At 70.7% G+C, this 18190-nt stretch carries 16 protein-coding genes; 4 read left to right on the forward strand and 12 right to left on the reverse strand.

Going from position 1 to position 18190, the window contains the following annotated elements; genetic code table 11:
* Positions 1–172: 172 nt before the first annotated feature.
* The 3 genes from nadC to nadA are packed head-to-tail and all read right to left on the reverse strand — an operon-like array spanning position 173 to position 3578.
* On the reverse strand, positions 173–1090 hold the full coding sequence (gene nadC / locus AC4BGB_RS02860) for a carboxylating nicotinate-nucleotide diphosphorylase (protein WP_490544537.1): 918 nt from the start codon (positions 1088–1090) through the stop codon (positions 173–175).
* Positions 1087–2613: an L-aspartate oxidase gene (gene nadB, locus AC4BGB_RS02865; RefSeq protein ID WP_490544539.1), complete on the reverse strand. Its 1527-nt coding sequence runs from the start codon at positions 2611–2613 to the stop codon at positions 1087–1089. Before nadB ends, nadC begins: the two co-directional genes overlap by 4 nt.
* Positions 2610–3578 carry a quinolinate synthase NadA gene (gene nadA / locus AC4BGB_RS02870; RefSeq protein ID WP_490544541.1) on the reverse strand — a complete coding sequence of 323 codons (969 nt, stop codon included), beginning with the start codon at positions 3576–3578 and terminating at the stop codon, positions 2610–2612. Before nadA ends, nadB begins: the two co-directional genes overlap by 4 nt.
* A 59-nt stretch (positions 3579–3637) precedes the next feature.
* Here nadA and AC4BGB_RS02875 point away from each other — a divergent pair, with 59 nt between their 5' ends.
* Positions 3638–4348 (forward strand): NUDIX hydrolase, encoded by a 711-nt coding sequence (locus tag AC4BGB_RS02875; protein WP_490544543.1) that lies wholly within the window; start codon positions 3638–3640, stop codon positions 4346–4348.
* A 566-nt stretch (positions 4349–4914) separates the two neighbouring features.
* Positions 4915–5256, forward strand: coding sequence for a LapA family protein (locus AC4BGB_RS02880; protein WP_490544545.1), 342 nt, complete (start codon positions 4915–4917; stop codon positions 5254–5256).
* A gap of 101 nt (positions 5257–5357) precedes the next feature.
* Here AC4BGB_RS02880 and AC4BGB_RS02885 read toward each other — a convergent pair whose 3' ends face one another.
* From AC4BGB_RS02885 to AC4BGB_RS02905, 5 genes are all read right to left on the reverse strand, one after another.
* Positions 5358–5744: a hypothetical protein gene (locus AC4BGB_RS02885; protein WP_490544547.1), complete on the reverse strand. Its 387-nt coding sequence runs from the start codon at positions 5742–5744 to the stop codon at positions 5358–5360.
* Positions 5745–5896: 152 nt separating this feature from the next.
* Positions 5897–6379, reverse strand: coding sequence for a PGPGW domain-containing protein (locus AC4BGB_RS02890; protein WP_490544549.1), 483 nt, complete (start codon positions 6377–6379; stop codon positions 5897–5899).
* An 80-nt stretch (positions 6380–6459) separates the two neighbouring features.
* Positions 6460–7566 carry a potassium channel family protein gene (locus AC4BGB_RS02895; protein ID WP_490544551.1) on the reverse strand — a complete coding sequence of 369 codons (1107 nt, stop codon included), beginning with the start codon at positions 7564–7566 and terminating at the stop codon, positions 6460–6462.
* Between the two features lie 6 nt (positions 7567–7572).
* Positions 7573–7923 (reverse strand): hypothetical protein, encoded by a 351-nt coding sequence (locus AC4BGB_RS02900; RefSeq protein ID WP_490544553.1) that lies wholly within the window; start codon positions 7921–7923, stop codon positions 7573–7575.
* 45 nt (positions 7924–7968) lie between these two features.
* Positions 7969–9033 carry a YihY/virulence factor BrkB family protein gene (locus tag AC4BGB_RS02905; RefSeq protein WP_490544555.1) on the reverse strand — a complete coding sequence of 355 codons (1065 nt, stop codon included), beginning with the start codon at positions 9031–9033 and terminating at the stop codon, positions 7969–7971.
* Between the two features lie 18 nt (positions 9034–9051).
* Between AC4BGB_RS02905 and AC4BGB_RS02910 the strand changes: the two genes are divergently transcribed.
* Complete coding sequence (locus AC4BGB_RS02910; protein WP_490544557.1) at positions 9052–10698, forward strand: acyl-CoA dehydrogenase family protein; 1647 nt, start codon at positions 9052–9054, stop codon at positions 10696–10698.
* A 28-nt stretch (positions 10699–10726) separates the two neighbouring features.
* On the opposite strand, the gene pgm is transcribed toward AC4BGB_RS02910, so the two are convergent.
* On the reverse strand, positions 10727–12373 hold the full coding sequence (gene pgm / locus AC4BGB_RS02915) for a phosphoglucomutase (alpha-D-glucose-1,6-bisphosphate-dependent) (protein WP_490544559.1): 1647 nt from the start codon (positions 12371–12373) through the stop codon (positions 10727–10729).
* On the reverse strand, positions 12370–13617 hold the full coding sequence (gene glgC / locus AC4BGB_RS02920; RefSeq protein WP_490544561.1) for a glucose-1-phosphate adenylyltransferase: 1248 nt from the start codon (positions 13615–13617) through the stop codon (positions 12370–12372). Before glgC ends, pgm begins: the two co-directional genes overlap by 4 nt.
* 63 nt (positions 13618–13680) lie before the next feature.
* Between glgC and glgA the strand changes: the two genes are divergently transcribed.
* On the forward strand, positions 13681–14889 hold the full coding sequence (gene glgA, locus AC4BGB_RS02925) for a glycogen synthase (RefSeq protein ID WP_490544563.1): 1209 nt from the start codon (positions 13681–13683) through the stop codon (positions 14887–14889).
* Here the strand turns inward: glgA and AC4BGB_RS02930 are convergent.
* Both AC4BGB_RS02930 and AC4BGB_RS02935 read right to left on the reverse strand, forming a co-directional pair.
* The gene (locus tag AC4BGB_RS02930) at positions 14871–16283 is read right to left on the reverse strand and encodes a cation:dicarboxylate symporter family transporter (protein WP_490544565.1); all 1413 of its coding nucleotides are present in this window, start codon (positions 16281–16283) and stop codon (positions 14871–14873) included. The genes glgA and AC4BGB_RS02930 overlap by 19 nt on opposite strands.
* 131 nt (positions 16284–16414) lie before the next feature.
* On the reverse strand, positions 16415–17899 hold the full coding sequence (locus AC4BGB_RS02935) for a glycine hydroxymethyltransferase (protein WP_490546774.1): 1485 nt from the start codon (positions 17897–17899) through the stop codon (positions 16415–16417).
* Positions 17900–18190 lie beyond the last annotated feature (291 nt).

Raw genomic sequence — 18190 nt, forward strand, 5'->3', positions numbered from 1 at the left:
CCCATGTTCAGTACCCGCCACCCCTCTGTGGGTCGCGTCTCATCAGCATCGGGAATCCCTGTTTGGGACTGTCCAGGGGCGACCGACGAGACGTCGGGTGGGAACAGCACGATCACGTGAACATGCCGGTCGGAGGCTCTGGACTGTGACACACGTCAGCACCCGATGCCGCCTAGTGGCCGCCGCACTCCCTACGGAGGCCAGCCACCGCGTCCAACCCGATGTCGAGCGCGGGTGCGGAGTGGGTCAGGGCGCCGACGGCGAGGAAGTCCACACCGGTCTGCGCCACCGCGCGGGCGTTCGCGAGGGTGAGTCCGCCGCTGGCCTCGAGCAGCGTGCCGGGGGCACGGGAGCGGGTACGCCGGACGGCTTCGCGGAGGTCGTCCACGGCGAAGTTGTCGAGCAGGACCTGCGGTACGCCGTGTGCCAGCGCCTCGTCGAGCTGCGCGAGGTCGTCCACCTCGACCTGGACCGGCACCCCCCGGGCCGACGGCGAGGCCGCGACCGCGGCGAGCGCGGCCGAGACACCGCCCGCAGCGGCGACATGGTTGTCCTTGATGAGCACGGCGTCGTGCAGGCCGGCGCGGTGGTTCACACCACCCCCGCAGCGCACGGCGTACTTCTCCAGCGAGCGGAGCAACGGCATCGTCTTACGCGTGTCACGCACGCGCGCGCCGGTGCCCTCGAGAGCGGCGACCCAGGCAGCCGTGACCGTGGCGACACCGGAGAGGCGGCTGAGCAGGTTGAGCGAGGTGCGTTCCAGAGCCAGCACGCCGCGGGCCGGGCCCGTGAGCTCGGCGAGCACCTCACCTGGGCCGACCCGGGCGCCGTCGGCGACCTTGACCAGCAGGCGCGCGCTTCCACCAAGCCTGTCCGCCACCATGGCCGCCAGCACCGGCAGTCCGGCGACCGTGCCCGGCTCTCGCGCGACGTAGCGGACCTCCAGCCTGGCCGCCTCGGGCACGGTGGCCAGCGAGGTCAGGTCACCGGCCTCCCCCAGGTCCTCCGCAAGCGTGGCCCGCACCAGACGGAGGACCAAGTCGGGGTCCAGGCCGGCCGCCCGCAGCGCGTCCCGCGGTCCCGGGTTCAAGCCACCCTCGCCACGGCCGAGTCGACACCGGCTCTTGGGACGCCCGCTTCGTCGACCCGCACCGAGACGTGCCTGCGCCAGCGCTCGGAGGCGACCGGGTGGTCGGCGCGGAAGTGGGCGCCACGGCTCTCCTCCCGGGCCGTGGCCGCGGCAAGGACTGCGGAGGCGACCAACCACGTGGGGTCCTGACGCGGTCCGCCGGCCAGCAGACGACCCGCCCGGTTCAACCCCTCACCGCTGCGGACCACCCCCACGTGAGCGCTCATGGCGCGGCGGATGGCGTCCCCGGCGCCCGGGTCGGGCACGAGCGACACCGTCGGCATCTCGTCGACGGCGGGCTCGGGGAGCTCGAGCGCCAGCCGGGCCGCCGTGCGCCGCCCGAAGACGAGCCCTTCGAGCAGGCTGTTGGAGGCCAGCCGGTTGCCGCCGTGCACGCCGGTCGCCGCGGTCTCCCCCACGGCGTACAGCCCGGGGACGTCCGTGGCGCCCCACCGGTCGGTGGCCACCCCACCGCACAGGAAGTGTTCGGCCGGCGCGACCGGCAGCCACTCCCGGGCCGGGTCGAGACCGACTTCTGCGCAGGTGGCCGTGACGGTGGGGAACCGCCGCAGGACGTCGGGGACCGACGTGGCGTCGAGCCACACGTGGTCGCGGCCTTCCGTGCTCATCACCTCGTGGACCGCCCTCGCCACGACGTCGCGCGGCGCGAGGTCGGCCAGTGGGTGCCGTCCGACCATCAGCGGGCGACCTTCGTGGTCGCGCAGCACCGCGCCCTCGCCGCGCAGCGCCTCGGTGACGAGCGGCAGCTGACCGCGCCCGGCACCGGTGCGCAGCGCTGTGGGGTGGAACTGCACGAACTCCATGTCACGCAGGGTGGCCCCGGCCAGGAGCGCGAGCGCCAGCCCGTCGCCGGTGACGCCCGCGGGGTTGGTGGTCGAGGCGTACGCCGCCCCGATGCCGCCCGTGGCCAGCACGACGGCGCGGGCACGCACGAGCCGCGCACCTGCCGGGCTGTCCAGCAGGGCACCCGTGACCTGCGGCCCGCCGGCGGCCGACCCCCGGGTCAGTCCGACCACGCGGGTCTCGGGCCACCAGGTCAGGTGTGCGGCAGCGGCACGGAGCGCTCGGGCGACCTCTGTCCCGGTGGCGTCGCCACCCGCGTGCACGACCCGGTGGCGGTGGTGCCCACCCTCCCGGCCGCGGGCCAAACGACCGGCGCCGTCCCGGTCGAACCGGGTGCCGAGGGCGAGCAGTTCCGCCAGTCGCTGCGGCCCCTCCTCCACCAGGCAGGTCAACGCACGCGTGTCACACATCCCGGCTCCGGCCACCTCCGTGTCCTGGGCGTGCTCATCGGCATCGTCGCCAGGGGCGAAGGCTGCCGCGATTCCCCCCTGCGCCCATCCCGTGCTGCCCTCCCCGGCCGAGACCACTGCGACCCGGCGGCCGGCGGCGTGCAGCCCGAGTGCGGCCGACAGCCCAGCCACTCCTGCGCCCACGACGAGTACGTCGACCTCGCTGGTCACTCCGCGCCTCCGGGCTGGCCGATGGCGATCATCCGCTCCACGGCCCGGCGGGCCAGGGCTGCCGTCGCGGGGTCGACGTGCACCTCGTCACCGCCTCCCCGCAGCGTGTGGAGGAGCAGCTCGGGCGTGGTCATCTTCATGAAGCGGCACGACGCCTGGGGGTTCATCGGCAGGAACGTCGTGGTGTCGTTGACCTTGCGCAGCTGGTGCAGCATGCCCACCTCGGTGGCGACCAGGGAGACCGGTGCCGTCATCTCCCGCGCGGCCTCGACCATCCCACCCGTGGAGAGCACCTGGGTGCGCCCTGCCGGGAGGTCCCCGACCCCGGCCAGCCACAGCGCCGAGGTTGCGCAGCCGCACTCGGGGTGGACCAGGAGTTCGGCGTCAGGGTGTGCTGCCACCTGGGTGCGGACATCGGCGGGGGTGATGCCCGCGTGCACGTGGCACTCCCCCAGCCATACCGACAGGTTGGTGCGGCCGGTCTCCCGGCGTAAGTGCGCCCCCAGGAACTGGTCGGGCAGGAACAGCACCGGCGTCTCGCGCGGGATCGCCTCGACGACCTGCACTGCGTTGGAGGAGGTGCAGCAGTAGTCGGCCTCTGCCTTCACCGCAGCGCTGGTGTTCACGTAGGCGACCACGATCGCCCCGGGGTGCTCGGCCTTCCAGGCGCGCACCTGCGCGGCATCGATGGAGTCGGCCAGGGAGCACCCTGCCTCCGCAGTCGGCGCCAGCACCGTCTTGTGCGGAGCCAGGATCTTGGCCGTCTCCGCCATGAACCACACGCCGCAGAACACGATCGTGCTCGCGTCGGTCGTCGCGGCGATCCGCGAGAGCGCCAGGGAATCACCGACGTGGTGAGCGACGTCCTGGATCTCCGGTCGCATGTAGTTGTGCGCCAGCACGACCGCATCGCGCTCCTTCGCGAGGCGGTGGACCTCGTCCTGCCACGTAGTGGTGACGCTCATGCGGTCTCCTGAGGTTTTCGACTGGTAGGCGATAACTGACCCGACGCTACCATCACGCCATGTCGACGAGCGGACCATCCACGGGCGGCGCCGGTCTCGCTCGTTTCGCTCACGAGGTCCTGGCCGTGGTGCTCTCGGTCCGAGAGGACCGTCTCTCGGTGCTGCTCTGGCGCCGCGACCTTGCCCCCGACGATGGCCACTGGGCCCTTCCTGGAGGCGGGGTGCTGGCCGACCAGCGCCTGCGGGAGGCGATCAGCACCCACCTGGCAGCCAAGGTCGACGTCCGCGACGTCTCCTGGCTCGAGCAGGTGGCCACTCACAGCAAGGTCGACCGCGACCCGCGCGAGCGCGTGCTCGCCACCGGCTACCTCGCGCTGGTTCCAGTCGACGTCTCCCCCGCGCTGCCTGAGGACACCTCATGGTTCGACGTCTCCCGGCTTCCGCAGACCGCCTTCGACCACCACCACTTCGTCCAGGCGGCCGTCGAGCGGCTACGCGCAAAGCTCAGCTACACCAACATCGGCTTCGCCCTGGCCCCGTCGGAGTTCACGATGCCGGTCATGCGCGACATCGTCAGCGCGGCACTCGGCCACCCGGTCTCGACGACCAACCTGACCCGGGTGATGACCCGACGCGACATGGTGGAGCCCACCGGGGGCAGGGCCGCGCCCGGCCCACATGGCGGCCGCCCGGCCGCGCTCTACCGGTTCCGCGAGCGGACACTCACGGTGACCGACCCGTTCGCCGTACTGAAACCACCCTCGGGCTGAGCCCGCTCGCCCAGCCCAGCGCAGTGCGAAGACTCCCCGGGAGCCGCCTGTCGGAGTCGAAACACGGGACGGCGATCGCGCGTGGTCCCCCACGTCTCCCCGGCGCTCCGGAGCGCCTTGCGCAGCTGGCAGCAGGGAACCACTCTGCTCTGGTGGCAGGCGTTCGCAGGCATGCGAAGGGCCAGGCTGGAGGGCGAGTGGATGGCGCGCGCCGCGTGTGCGAGGGCCTCCCCGAGGTTGACGACCATGAGGTGTCTCTCTAGCGGTGGTGCACGAAGCGGCGCACAGAGAAGCGTTCGCCAGACGAAGGACTGTGAACCTGCAGGCCCGGATTCGGGTCGCGGAGGAGCACCCAACCTACGCCTCGCGCCAGGTGCCGAGTCGGGTCCAGCCCGTGGCATCGCCGACCGTCGCCGAATGCCCACCGGCTTCCGGGGGTACACCGCTTGCATGAGTACGACACCGAACGGACCGAGCACCGACCCAGCAGTGGATCCTGACGCGCACCCCGAGGGCGAGCCGAGCCGTCCCCACGGCGATCCCTTGATCCCGGACGAGGTCGAGGATTGAGCAGCGGGGGCACGGCCGAACCCTCACCCCCGGCCAGCGACCCGGGTGCCGTCGGAGACAGAGGGCGGCGCGCCGACCACGATCCGCTGCGCGGATCGCGCACCAGCGGGATCTGGATCAGCGTGATCGTGCTCTCGCTCGTCCTGCTCCTGCTGGCGGTCTTCATCCTCCAGAACACCCAGGAGGTGGAGGTCTCCTACCTGGGGTGGCACGGGCGCGCTCCCCTTGCCGCGGCTGTCCTGATCTCCGCCGCAGCGGGCGCGCTCCTGGTCGCCAGTGCCGGCGCCCTGCGCATCCTCCAGCTCCGGCGCCGGATCAAGCGCGAGAGAAAGCCCTGACCCACTCTTCGACGTGACCGAGACCCTCGCTCCGTGCCATCAAGAGTTAGAATGTCCCGTTTACGTGTTTCGGGAATTTCGGGCGGCGTCTGCGTCGCCCCTCAGGCTGAGTGACGGCCCGGAGAACGCCGCTTGGATTCCCAGGGCTCTGTCGCCTGTCGTGGGAGCACCACTTCCTTGCCAGGCGCATCCGGCGCCGCGTGCCGCCCCTCGGGGGCCGCGGCCAGCTCCTGCCGCGCGGCGTACTCCTGCTGGGTGAGCACGTGCGCGGTGATCGGCTCGGCTCCGGTGGCGGCCCTGGCGAGCGCAGCCGCCTTCGTGCAGGCATGGGCGAGCCCGGTGGCGGTGAACGTCATCTCCACCTCGACCCAGCCCCGGGATGAGGTTCCCAACGCCGGCCGGTAGTCGGCCAGCACCTTCATGGCCTCGGCCACGTCGAGGGATCGCGTGGTCTGCACCTCGACGGCCGCCACGTACATCATCCGCATTCAAGTTCTCCCCTGGTCGTGCGGCCATACTGCGGGGCGGAACCCGGTTGGGCCAACCTCGACACCAGCGGCCGGACAGGCGAACTAGACCGATTTGCGAGACTCTTCCCTGCACGAGGGTTTTCGGGCTATGCCCGGTACAGCTGCCGGTCTCAGCGAGGGGTGACCGGGCGCTGCCCGTCGTCGTCGAGCTCGGCGGCGGCGACCTCGTCGCCCTTGATCTCACGGAAGTTCAGGTAGCTGTAGACCACCATCACGCCGGCGATGATCCCGGAGCCGATCAGCGTCGCACCGGTCCCCCAGCCACCGACCAGCCACAGCCCGTCGTCCAGCGGCCACCAGGAGGGCGCAGGCGGGTGAACGCACCACAAGGTGCCGATCGCGACCAGGGACAGCACACCGGCGCACGACGTCAGGATCCGCGGCCAGGTCTTCACTCCGTCGGCAGCCGTACGCAGCGCCGCCGCCTTGACCTTGTCCAGCCGACGCTCGGCCCATTCGTACTGCGTCGCGAGGAGCGTGACCCCGGCGAACAGCGCGAGCAAGCCAGGCCCGGGCAGCACGAGGGCTGCCAATCCCACGAGCACCAGGATCCAGCCCAGTCCCTCGAGAAGGACGCGCTTGGCGATCTGCACCTACTCCCCCACCCTGTTCTGCCGGTCCGTGCGACCGGAGTGACCAAGACTACGAGGTCCCTGGCAAGGACCGGCGATGTTCACTGCTCCTCGTCGGAGCCGACCTCGTCGTGGGTGCCGGGACGGGGCGCCCACGGCAGCTCCTTGGAGGGGCGTACGACGATCAGCTGGTCGCCTCGCGCCAGCAGCGTGACGGTCGGGTCGAAGTAGCGGTAGACCTTCTCGTCGCGGACCACGGCGATCACCTGGTCGGGCAACGACTGCGGAGCCTTGCCCACCTCGTTGATCAGCAGGTCCCGCTGAGCCACCTCGAGACCCTCGCCGTAGGTGAGGAGGTCCTCCATCACCCGGCCCAGGTTCGGGGAGTAGGAGGCGAGCCCGAGCAGCCGCCCCACCGCGTCGGAGGAGGTGATCACCGAGTCCGCCCCGCTCTGGCGCACCAGCGGCACGTTGTCGGCCTCCCTGACCGCGGCGACGATGTAGGCCTCCGGGTTGAGCTGGCGCACCGTGAGGGTCGCCAGCACCGTGGTGTCGTCACGGGCAGTGGTGATGATCACCTGCCGGGCGCTGCCGACGTGGGCGCGGCGCAGCACCTCGCGCCTGGTGGCGTCGCCGGTGACGATGGCCAGGCCGTCGGCGTGGGCCTCCTCCTGCGCGACCGTGCCCGGGTCCACAACCACCACGGAGTCACGGGAGGTGCCGTTGTTCACCAGCGTCCCCACGGCGCTGCGTCCCTTGGTGCCGTAACCGATCACGACGACGTGCTGGTCCATGTGCTTCCTCCACCGGGCGACCCGGAACATCTCGCGCCCCTGCGCGGCGAGTACTTCGAGCGTGGTCCCGATCAGCAGCACCAGGAAGGCGATGCGGAGCGGGGTGATCAGGAACGCGTTGATCATCCGGGCGTTCTGCGTGAACGGCGCGATGTCGCCGTACCCGGTTGTGCTCAGGGTGACGGTCGTGTAGTAGATCGCGTCGCTGAGGTCGACGATCCCGTTGGGGTGCCTGGCGCTGATGTCGGTGCTGTCGCGGTAGCCGTCGCGGTCGAAGTAGACCAGCAGCACCGTGACGACCAGGATGCCCACGGCCGCCAACACCCGTCTGCCGAGCTCCCACCACGGCGAGCGCGTCGGCGCCGGCAGCTTCAGCTGGCCGGCGTAACCCCCGGCGTTGACGTCGTCGGGCACGGGGACCTAGTCCACCACGTCGCCGAAGATCACGGTCTGCTCCTTGGCCTTGCCGTCCACCTCACCGGTGGTGCGCACGGAGACGAAGCGGAACACGTCGCCCTTGCGGGGCGTCTGGGAGCTGGGCGTACGCCGCAGGGTGCCGCACAGGTGCCCCTCGGGGTCGGCCCCCTCCTGGTCGGTGATGGCGTCGCCCTCGAGGCACAGGCGTGAGTTCTTGGCGTCGAAGCTGACCACCTGCGCGGTGGTGCGCTCGGGGGTGTCAGGCCCCACGACGGCTCCCGCGAGGTAGCCGGCCACGAGGCACAGGGCGCCGCCGGCCAGGAACACCGGCGTCGGCAGCGTCACGTTTCCCACGCCTGCATGATCGCACGCAGAAGGGGTTCATTCGTGCAGCGCCCCTCAGTCGCGAGCGCTGTGTTCGGGCGGGCCCACGGGCACTGCGGGGTCGTTCGCCTGGGCGGACCGATCCTGCTCGACGGCCCCCTCCAGCGAGGACCGCCACGGCAGCACGTTCTCCAGCTTGAGCCGCTTGATCCGCTCGAGCCGGGCCGAGGTGAGCTCCTTCTGCGGCCAGATCTGGTCGAACGCCGCGTTGAGCGCAGCGCCGATCAGCACGGCGATCGCGAGCAGGTAGAGCCACAGCAGCACCGCGATCGGAGCGGCGAGCGGGCCGTAGATCGAGGTGGAGCCCTGCGCCGTACCGACGAGGATGAAGCGCAGCAACGCGGACCCGAACACCCAGCAGAACATCGTGAACACGGCGCCCGGGAGGTTGTAGCGCCAGGCCGTCCGCACCGGCACCGACACGTGGTAGAGCGTGGCGAGGAAGCAGACCCCGAGCAGCAGCACGATCGGCCAGTAGAGGCTGGTCAGCGGTGAGAGTCCCTCCGGCATCCACTTGGCCACGAGGGTGGGGCCGGCGACCACCAGCGGGATCGTCACCACCCCGGTGACCATGCCGAGGACGTAGAGCAGGAACGAGAGCGCCCGGGTCCGCACGATCCCGCGCTGGCCGCCGAGGCCGTACATGATCGTGATCGTGTCCACGAAGACGTTCAGCGCCCGGGAACCGGACCACAGCGCCAGCACGAACCCGATCGAGACAACGTCGTAGCGTCCGCCGCCGTCGAGCACCTCGTCGAGCGTCGGCTTGATGATGCTGTCCACGGTCTGCGGCGTCAGGGCCTGGCTGGACAGTGAGAGCACGGTCTCGCGGACCTCGTCGATCTGGCTGTCGCTGAACTGCGCGAACACGTAGCCGATCGATCCCGCGAGCGCGAAGATCAGCGGCGGCAGGGAGAGCACCGCGAAGAACGCGGCCTCGGCCGCGAGGCCGGTGACCCGGTTGCGCATGCAGGTGCCGACCGTCGAGACGACCAGCCGCCACAGCGCGTCGCGCACCCGGCGCCACGCAGGCGACGCCGTGCTCGCGGTGCTCGCGTCCGCTCCGCCCTCGGCTGCCATGGCAACTACCGTAAGGCCATGACGCCGCTGAACTCGGACGACAACCGGGTGGCCCGCAACCAGGCTCCCCCGCTCGCCGGCCACAACGTGGTCACCTCGGATCTCGCCCTGGTCGAGGCGGTCACCCGCCACGCCCCCGGCGTGGTCGACGACCTCACCGCGCTGGGTGCCGAGGCAGGCTCCGCGGAGGCCCGCGAGCACGGCATGCTCGCCAACGAGTTCCACCCCGAGCTGGTGCCGTTCGACCGATACGGCAACCGGGTCGACGAGGTCCGCTTCCACCCCTCGTGGCACTGGCTGATGGAGCGGGGTGTGGGCCACGGGCTCCAGGCCGCGCCCTGGGAGTCCGAGGACCCGAACGCCCACCTGCGGCGCGCGGCCGGCTTCTTCGCCTGGTCGCAGACCGAGCAGGGCCACGGGTGCCCGATCTCGATGACGTACGCCGCGGTCCCGGCCCTGCGGGCAGATGACGCCCTCGCCAAGGAATGGACGCCCAAGCTCGCCGCCACCTCCTACGACTTCGGCCTGCGCCCGGTCGCGGACAAGAGCGGGGCCCTCGCCGGCATGGGGATGACCGAGAAGCAGGGCGGATCCGACGTCCGGGCCAACGAGACCCGGGCCGTGCCGACCGCGGTCGACGGCGAGTACACCCTGCACGGCCACAAGTGGTTCACCTCCGCTCCGATGAACGACGTCTTCCTCGTGCTGGCCCAGGCCCCCGGAGGCATGACGTGCTTCCTGCTCCCCCGGGTGCTGCCGTCGGGCGAGCGCAACCGCCTCGACGTCGTACGCCTCAAGGACAAGCTGGGCAACCGCTCCAACGCCTCCTCTGAGCTGGAGTTCCACGGCACCTGGGCGCAACGGCTCGGCGACGAGGGACGCGGTGTGCGCACGATCCTGGAGATGGTCGCGGCGACCAGGCTCGACTGCGTGCTGGGCTCGGCGGCGCTGATGCGGCGTGCGCTCGCCGAGGCCTCCTGGCACGTCGCCCACCGCTCGGCCTTCGGTGGGCTGCTCGCGGACAAGCCGCTGATGCAGAACGTGATCGCGGACCTCGCCGTGGAGTCCGAGGCCGCGACGGCGCTCGCGATGCGCCTCGCGACCGCAGTTGACCGCCGGGACTCCCCTCACGAGGCCGCGCTGCGCCGGATCGCGCTGCCGCTCGCGAAGTTCTGGGTCTGCAAGCGCACCCCGATGATGGTGGCCGAGGCGCTGGAGTGCCTCGGCGGCAACGGGTACGTCGAGGAGTCCGGCATGCCGCTACTGTTCCGCGAGTCGCCGCTGAACTCGATCTGGGAGGGCTCGGGCAACGTCAACGCCCTCGACGTGCTGCGGGCCCTCGGCCGTGAGCCGGAGGTGCTCGCCGCCTGGCTGACCGAGGTCGGCCTGGCCCGGGGCGAGGACCCTCGCCTGGACCGGGCGATAGAAGGCGTGCTCACCATGTTGGCCGACACCACCACCCTGGAGGTCTCCGCCCGCCGCCTCGCCGGCCAGATGGCCGCCTGCCTCCAGGCCTCCCTCCTGGTGCGCTTCGCCCCCTCCGCGATCTCCGACGCCTTCTGCGCCACCCGCCTCGGCGGCGACTACAACGGCACCCTCGGCACCCTCCCCATCGGCACCGACCTGGCCTCGATCGTGGAGCGGACCACGCCTGTGGCTGGTTGAGGCGACCCTGCTTTTCGCGTATGCGAGATCAGCCGAGCGCGGAGGAGACCACGTCCCGGGCCTCGGCCTGCACGGCGGCGAGGTGGTCGGGGCCGCGGAAGGACTCGGCGTAGATCTTGTAGACGTCCTCGGTGCCGGAGGGGCGGGCGGCGAACCAGGCGGACTCGGTGGTCACCTTGAGGCCGCCGATCTTGGCGTGGTTGCCGGGCGCCTCGGTGAGCTTGTCGATGATCGGCTCCCCGGCCAGCTCGGTGGCGGTGACGTCGTCAGGTGAGAGCGCGGCCAGCTTGGCCTTCTGCTCACGGTCGGCGGGGGCGTCCACCCGGGCGTACGCCGGCTCGCCGTGCTCCTTGACCAGGTCGGCGTAGTGCTCGCTCGGGGTGCGGCCGGTCGCCGCGAGGATCTCCGAGGCCAGCAGGGCGAGGATCAGACCGTCCTTGTCGGTCGTCCAGGTGCCGCCGTCGCGGCGCAGGAACGAGGCCCCGGCCGACTCCTCGCCGCCGAAGCCGAACGAGCCGTCGAGCAGGCCCGGGACGAACCACTTGAACCCGACCGGCACCTCCACCATCGGCCGTCCCAGCGAGCTGGCGACGCGGTCGATCATCGACGAGGAGACCAGGGTCTTGCCGATCCGCGCCCCGGCCGGCCAGTCCGGGCGGGCACCACCGAAGAGGTGACCGATCGCCACCGCGAGGAAGTGGTTGGGGTTCATCAGTCCCCCGTCGGGCGTGACGATGCCGTGCCGGTCGGCGTCCGCGTCGTTGCCGGTCGCGAGGTCGTACTCGTCCTTGCGGCTGATCAGGGAGGCCATCGCCGAGGGCGAGGAGCAGTCCATCCGGATCTTCTCGTCCCAGTCCAGCGTCATGAACCGCCACGTGGGGTCCACCAGCGGGTTGACCACGGTCAGGTCGAGGCGATGCCGTTCGGCGATCTCCGCCCAGTAGGCCACGCTCGCCCCGCCCAGCGGGTCGGCCCCGATCCGCACGCCCGCCTCCCGGATCCGGTCGAGGTCGAGCACGTTGGGGAGGTCGTCGACGTAGGTCCCCATGAAGTCGTACGCCGAGGCCGCCGCCCGGGCCCGCGCGAACGGCACCCGCTTCACCTCGCGCAGACCTGCGGCGATCAGCTCGTTGGCCCGCCTGGCGATCACGCTCGTGGCGTCGGTGTCGGCCGGACCACCGTGCGGCGGGTTGTACTTGAAGCCGCCGTCGCTCGGGGGGTTGTGGGAGGGCGTCACCACGATCCCGTCGGCCAGACGCGACCCCGTCTGCGGGTCCTTGCCCCGGTTGGCGCGCAGGATCGCGTGCGAGACCGCGGGCGTGGGCGTGTAGCCGTCGCGGTCGTCGACGAGCACGGTGACGTCGTTGGCGACGAGCACCTCGAGGGCCGTGGACCACGCCGGCTCCGAGAGGCCATGGGTGTCGCGGCCGATGAACAGCGGGCCGTCGTACCCCTGCTCGCGGCGGTAGTCGCAGATCGCCTGCGTGGTGGCGAGGATGTGGTCCTCGTTGAACGAGGTCTTCAGGCTGGAACCGCGGTGGCCGCTGGTACCGAAGGCGACCTGCTGGTCGACGTTCTCCGGGTCCGGTGTCCCGGTGTAGTAGGCAGTGACGAGGTGGGAGACGTCGACGAGGTCCTGCGGCTGGGCCGGCGTACCGGCGCGGGACTCGGTCACGCGACGACCTCCTGGTCCTTGGCGATCACGGTCAGCCCGTCCTCGACGACGAACCCGCGCGCCCGGTCGGCCTCGTGGTCGACGCCGATCTCGCAGCCGGGAGGGATCGTGACGAACTTGTCGATGATCGCGTTGCGCACCACCGCCCCGGCGCTGATCTTCACCGAGTCGAGCAGCACCGATCCGGAGACCTCGGCCCCCGACTCGACCCGGCACGCCGGCGAGAGCACCGAGTTGCTCACCGCGCCCCCGGTGACGATCACCCCCGGAGACAGGATCGAGTTCCAGGCCGTCGGCCGCGCCCCGCCGTCCCCGCCGACGAGCTTCGCAGGAGGCTGCGGCCCGTAGGTGGTGAAGATCGGCCACTCGGAGTTGTACAGGCTGAAGTCCGGCAGCGGCGCCACCAGGTCCATGTGCGCGGCGTAGTAGGAGCGCATCGTCCCGACGTCACGCCAGTAGTCGCGGTCACGGTCGGTCGATCCCGGCACGTCGTTGTCGCGGTAGTCGTAGACGGCCGACTCGGTGCGGTCGACGAACCACGGCACGATGTCGCCACCCATGTCGTGCTCGGAGCGCTCGCGCGCGGCGTCGCGGGTGACGGCGTCCCGCAGAGCGTCGGCGTCGAAGATGTAGTTGCCCATCGAGGCGAGCACCTCCTCGGGAGAGTCCGGCAGCCCGGCGGGGGCCAGTGGCTTCTCCAAGAAGGCCCGGATCCGTTCCGGCGAGGACGGGTCGACGTCGATGACTCCGAACTGGTCGGCGAGCTTGATCGGCTGCCGGATGGCCGCCACCGTGCACGCTGCCCCCGACTCCACGTGGGCGTCGAGCATCTGGCTGAAGTCCATCCGGTAGACGTGGTCGGCCCCCACGACGACCACGATGTCGGGCCGCTCGTCGTTGAGCAGGTTCAACGACTGGAAGATCGCGTCCGCGCTGCCGAGGTACCACCGCTTGCCCACGCGCTGCTGGGCCGGGACCGGCGTGACGTAGTTGCCGAGCAGGGTCGACATCCGCCAGGTCGTGCTGATGTGCCGGTCCAGGCTGTGTGACTTGTACTGCGTGAGCACGACCACCTTCAGGTAGCCGGAGTTCACGACGTTCGACAGCGCGAAGTCGATCAACCGGTAGATCCCGCCGAACGGCACCGCGGGTTTCGCCCGGTCCGAGGTGAGCGGCATCAGCCGCTTGCCCTCACCCCCCGCCAGCACGATCGCGAGGACGTTCTTCCGAGATGAGGGGCTCATGGGTCGAACCTAGTTCGCCACGGCACGAGCGGTCGAGACATCGGCGCGAGTAGGTTCAGATCCATGCGCATCGATGTCGTCTCCCGTGAGTACCCGCCCGATGTCTACGGAGGTGCCGGAGTGCACGTGGCCGAGCTGGTGCGCGCACTGCGGAGCGTCGACGGTGTCGACGCCCGGGTGCACTGCTTCGGTGAGGACCGGCCCGAGGCCGGGACCACGGCGTACGCCGATCCCCCTGGCCTGAGCACCGCCAACGCGGCGATCCGCACGCTCGGGGTCGACCTCGAGATGGTGCAGGGCATCGGCGGGACCGACGTGGTGCACTCGCACACCTGGTACGCCAACATGGCCGGACACCTGGCCAAGCTGCTGCACGGCGTACCCCACGTGGTCACCGCGCACAGCCTGGAGCCGCTGCGCCCGTGGAAGGCCGAGCAGCTCGGCGGCGGGTACGCCGTCTCCAGCTGGGCCGAGAAGACGGCCTACGAGTCCGCCGACGCCGTGATCGGCGTGAGCGCGGCGATGCGCGACGACATCCTGCGCAGCTATCCCGCCATCGACCCGGCCCGCACCCACGTCGTGCACAACGGCATCGACACCGAGGAGTGGCAGCCCCTTCACGACCCACGGAGAGTGGCCGAGCTCGGGGTCGACCCGAACCGGCCGAGCGTCATCTTCGTCGGCCGGATCACGCGACAGAAGGGCCTGCCGTTGTTCCTGCGGGCGGCCGCCGAGCTGCCCCCGGAGGTGCAGCTGGTGCTCTGCGCGGGGGCACCGGACACGGCCGAGATCGAGGCCGAGGTGCAGGCGCTCGTGGACGGGCTGGCCCGCGACCGGGAGGGCGTGGTGTGGATCCGCCAGATGCTGCCCCGCCGTGACGTGGTCACGCTGCTGACCGCCGCCACGGTGTTCGCCTGCCCCTCGATCTACGAGCCGCTCGGCATCGTGAACCTCGAGGCGATGGCCTGCGAGACCGCAGTGGTGGCGACTGCCACTGGTGGGATCCCCGAGGTCGTGGTCGACGCCGATTCCGCGTCCGGGCTCCCTCCGACCGGGTGGCTGGTGCCGATCGAGCAGGCCACCGACGGCACCGGGACACCGCTGGACCCCGACCGGTACGTCGCGGACTTCGCCGCCGCACTCAACGAGGCCATCGACGACTCCGAGGTGGCCAGGGAACGTGGTCTGGCCGGACGCAAGCGTGCCCAGGAGGCGTTCAGCTGGGACGCGATCGCCCAGCAGACCCTGGAGGTCTACCGCTCGGTGACCTGAGCGCTCGGCTTCTCCGACGGCACGGCGTCACGGTCGACTCCCTCGACGGAGTCGGAACGCTCACCCTCGGAGTGGTCCTCGTCGAGCATGTACCTCTCGTCGAACGGGTCCTCACCCGCCAGCACCCGGTCGAGCTGCTCGCGGTTGTAGGTCCCGGTCCAGTGCCCGACCAGCACGGTGGCCACGGAGTTGCCGGCGAAGTTGGTCAGGGCCCGGGCCTCGGACATGAACCTGTCCACCCCCACGATCAAGCCGACTCCGTCGAGCAGCTCGGGACGGTGCGAGGACAGTCCGCCGGCAAGGGTCGCGAGCCCGGCGCCGGAGACACCCGCCGCGCCCTTGGACGCGATGACCATGAAGACGAGCAGCGAGATCTGCTCGCCGATGGACAGCGGGTCGCCCAGCGCCTCGGCGATGAAAAGCGCCGCCATCGTCAGGTAGATCGCGGTGCCGTCCAGGTTGAAGGAGTAGCCCGTCGGGATCACCACGCCGACCGTGGTCCGGTCGACCCCGGCGTGCTCCATCTTCGCGATGACCCGCGGCAGCGCGGACTCCGAGGACGAGGTGGACAGGATCAGCAGGAACTCGCGAGCGAGGTACCTGAACAGGCTGAAGATGTTCACCCCGGTGACCATCTTGAGGATGGTGCCGAGCACCAGGAAGACGAACAGGAAGCAGGTGATATAGAAGGCGACCATCAGCACGGCCAGGCTCTTCAGGGCCTCCCACCCGGTCTCGCCGACGACGGCCGCGATGGCGCCGAAGGCACCCACGGGTGCCGCCCACATCACCATCGCCAGGACCCGGAACACCAGTCGCTGGAGGTGCCCGATCCCGGTCAGGATCGGCTGCCCCTTGCTCCCCATGGACTGGAGCGCAAAGCCCACGAGCAGCGCGACGAAGAGGGTCTGCAGCACCTCGCCGGAGGTGAGCGAGGAGAACAGCGAGTCAGGGACGATGCCCTGGATGAACTCGGTGGTGGAGCCGGCGCCCTTGGCCTGCTCGGCGCCCGCCTGGGCGGTCTCCTCGGTGATGTTGAGGCCGTCGCCGGGGTGGATGATGTTGCCGACCACCAGCCCGATGGCCAGGGCGACGGTGGACATCGAGATGAAGTACGCCAGGGCCAGGCCACCGACCTTGCCGACGCTGGCAGCGCTGCGGACCGAGCCGACCCCGATCACGATCGTGCAGAAGATGACCGGTTGGATCATCATCTTGACCAGGGCGACGAAGGTCTCCCCGATCCAGGCGAGGCCCTTGGCGAAGTCGGGTGCCGCGAAGCCGACGGCGATGCCGAGGACCACGGCCACGATCACCGCGACGTAGAGGTAGTGGGTTCGGTCCTGCTTCTTGCCGGGCGCTGGTGCGGGCGTCTCGTTCGCGGGAGCGGTCATGGATGGACTCACCCTTCGGGGTGCGAGCCGTCGAGAGCCCGACGACGTGGCCTACCGGACCCTCACATCAAATCCCTCGGCCTGCCGCACGTCCACCATCGATACTGCGCCCACGAACGGGGCGCCCGGGGTCAGGTGAGCTCGAGACCCGGGTACAGCGGGTGCCGGTCGAGCATCTCGTCGGCCCGGGCCTGCACGCGCTCGGCCACCCCGTCGGCGGTGCTGTACGTCGCCTTCGACGGCGCCCCTGCCTTGTTGGTGCCCGCCGTGGTGTTCGAGAGCACCTCGTGGACCAGGTCGGCGACGTTGTCGAACTCGTCGTGCCCGAACCCGCGGGTGGTCAGCGCGGGCGTCCCGAACCGGATCCCGCTGGTGTACCAGGCCCCGTTGGGGTCGCTCGGCACCGAGTTGCGGTTCGTGACCACGCCCGCGTCGAGCAGGGCCGACTCGGCCTGGCGCCCGGTGAGGCCGTAGGAGGTGACGTCGAGCAGCACCAGGTGGTTGTCGGTGCCCCCCGTGACCAGCTTGGCGCCACGGGATAGGAAGCCGTCGGCGAGCGACTTGGCGTTGTCGGCGATGTTCTGGGCGTAGGTCTGGAACGCCGGCTGCCGGGCCTCGGCCAGCGCGACCGCCTTGGCGGCCATCACGTGCGAGAGCGGTCCGCCGAGCACCATCGGGCAGCCGCGGTCGACGTCGGCGGCGAACTCCTCCTGGGCCAGCACCATGCCGCCACGCGGGCCGCGCAGCGACTTGTGCGTGGTGGTGGTGGTGACGTGGGCGAACGGCACGGGGTTCTCGTCGCCGGTGAACACCTTGCCGGCCACGAGGCCAGCGAAGTGGGCCATGTCGACCATCAGCACTGCGCCGACCTCGTCGGCGATCTCGCGCATCTTCGCGAAGTTCACCCGGCGCGGGTAGGCGGAGTAGCCGGCGACCAGGATCAGCGGCTTGAACTCGCGGGCCTTGGCCGCCACGACGTCGTAGTCGAGGAGCCCGGTCTCCGGGTCGGTGCCGTACTGCTGCTGGTGGAACATCTTGCCGCTGATGTTGGGGCGGAACCCGTGGGTGAGGTGACCGCCCGCGTCCAGGGACATGCCGAGCAGGCGCTGGTTGCCGAACTCGTGGCGCAGCGTCTCCCAGTCGGCCTCGGAGAGCTCGCTGACGTTCTTGGCGCCGAGCTTCTTCAGGGTCGGCGTCTCGACACGGTTGGCGAGGATCGACCAGAACGCGACCAGGTTGGCGTCGATGCCGGAGTGCGGCTGGACATAGGCGTACGGCGCCCCGAACAGCTCGCGGGCGTGCTCGGCCGCGAGCGACTCGACGGTGTCGACGTTCTGGCACGCGGCGTAGAAGCGGTGACCGACCGTGCCCTCGGCGTACTTGTCGGAGAACCAGGTGCCCATGGTCAGCAGCACCGCCGGCGAGGCGTAGTTCTCCGAGGCGATCAGCTTCAGCGACGACCGCTGGTCGGCCAGCTCCTGCCGGGTGGCCTGGGCGATCCGGGGCTCCACCGCCGCGATCACCTCGAGCGCGGCGTTGTAGGCCTGGGAGGCCGTCTTCGCGAGGTTCTCCGCAGGCACCTCGGCCGCCGTGTCATCCGGCCCGGGGACAGTCATGTCGCTCATGGGGCCAGCCTAGGCGACGGGCTCCCGTGCCCCGGTGAGCACCGCCTCGGAGCCGATCTTGCGTCCACATTCTGGACTCTCGTCTCACGACATGAGATTTGAGTTTGTGGTCAGGGCGTCCGAACGATGAGACTCGACCCCATGATCAGCTCTGCAACCTCGACCTGGCTCGTGGCACGCCGCCACGTGGACCTCGGTCGTACCCGCAGCAGCATGTGTCGTTGCGCGCGCTGAACCTCGACAGGATTCCCCCGCCGCACCCCCGTTGACCGTCACGACAGC

Source organism: Nocardioides sp. Z30_9, from assembly GCF_058215735.1.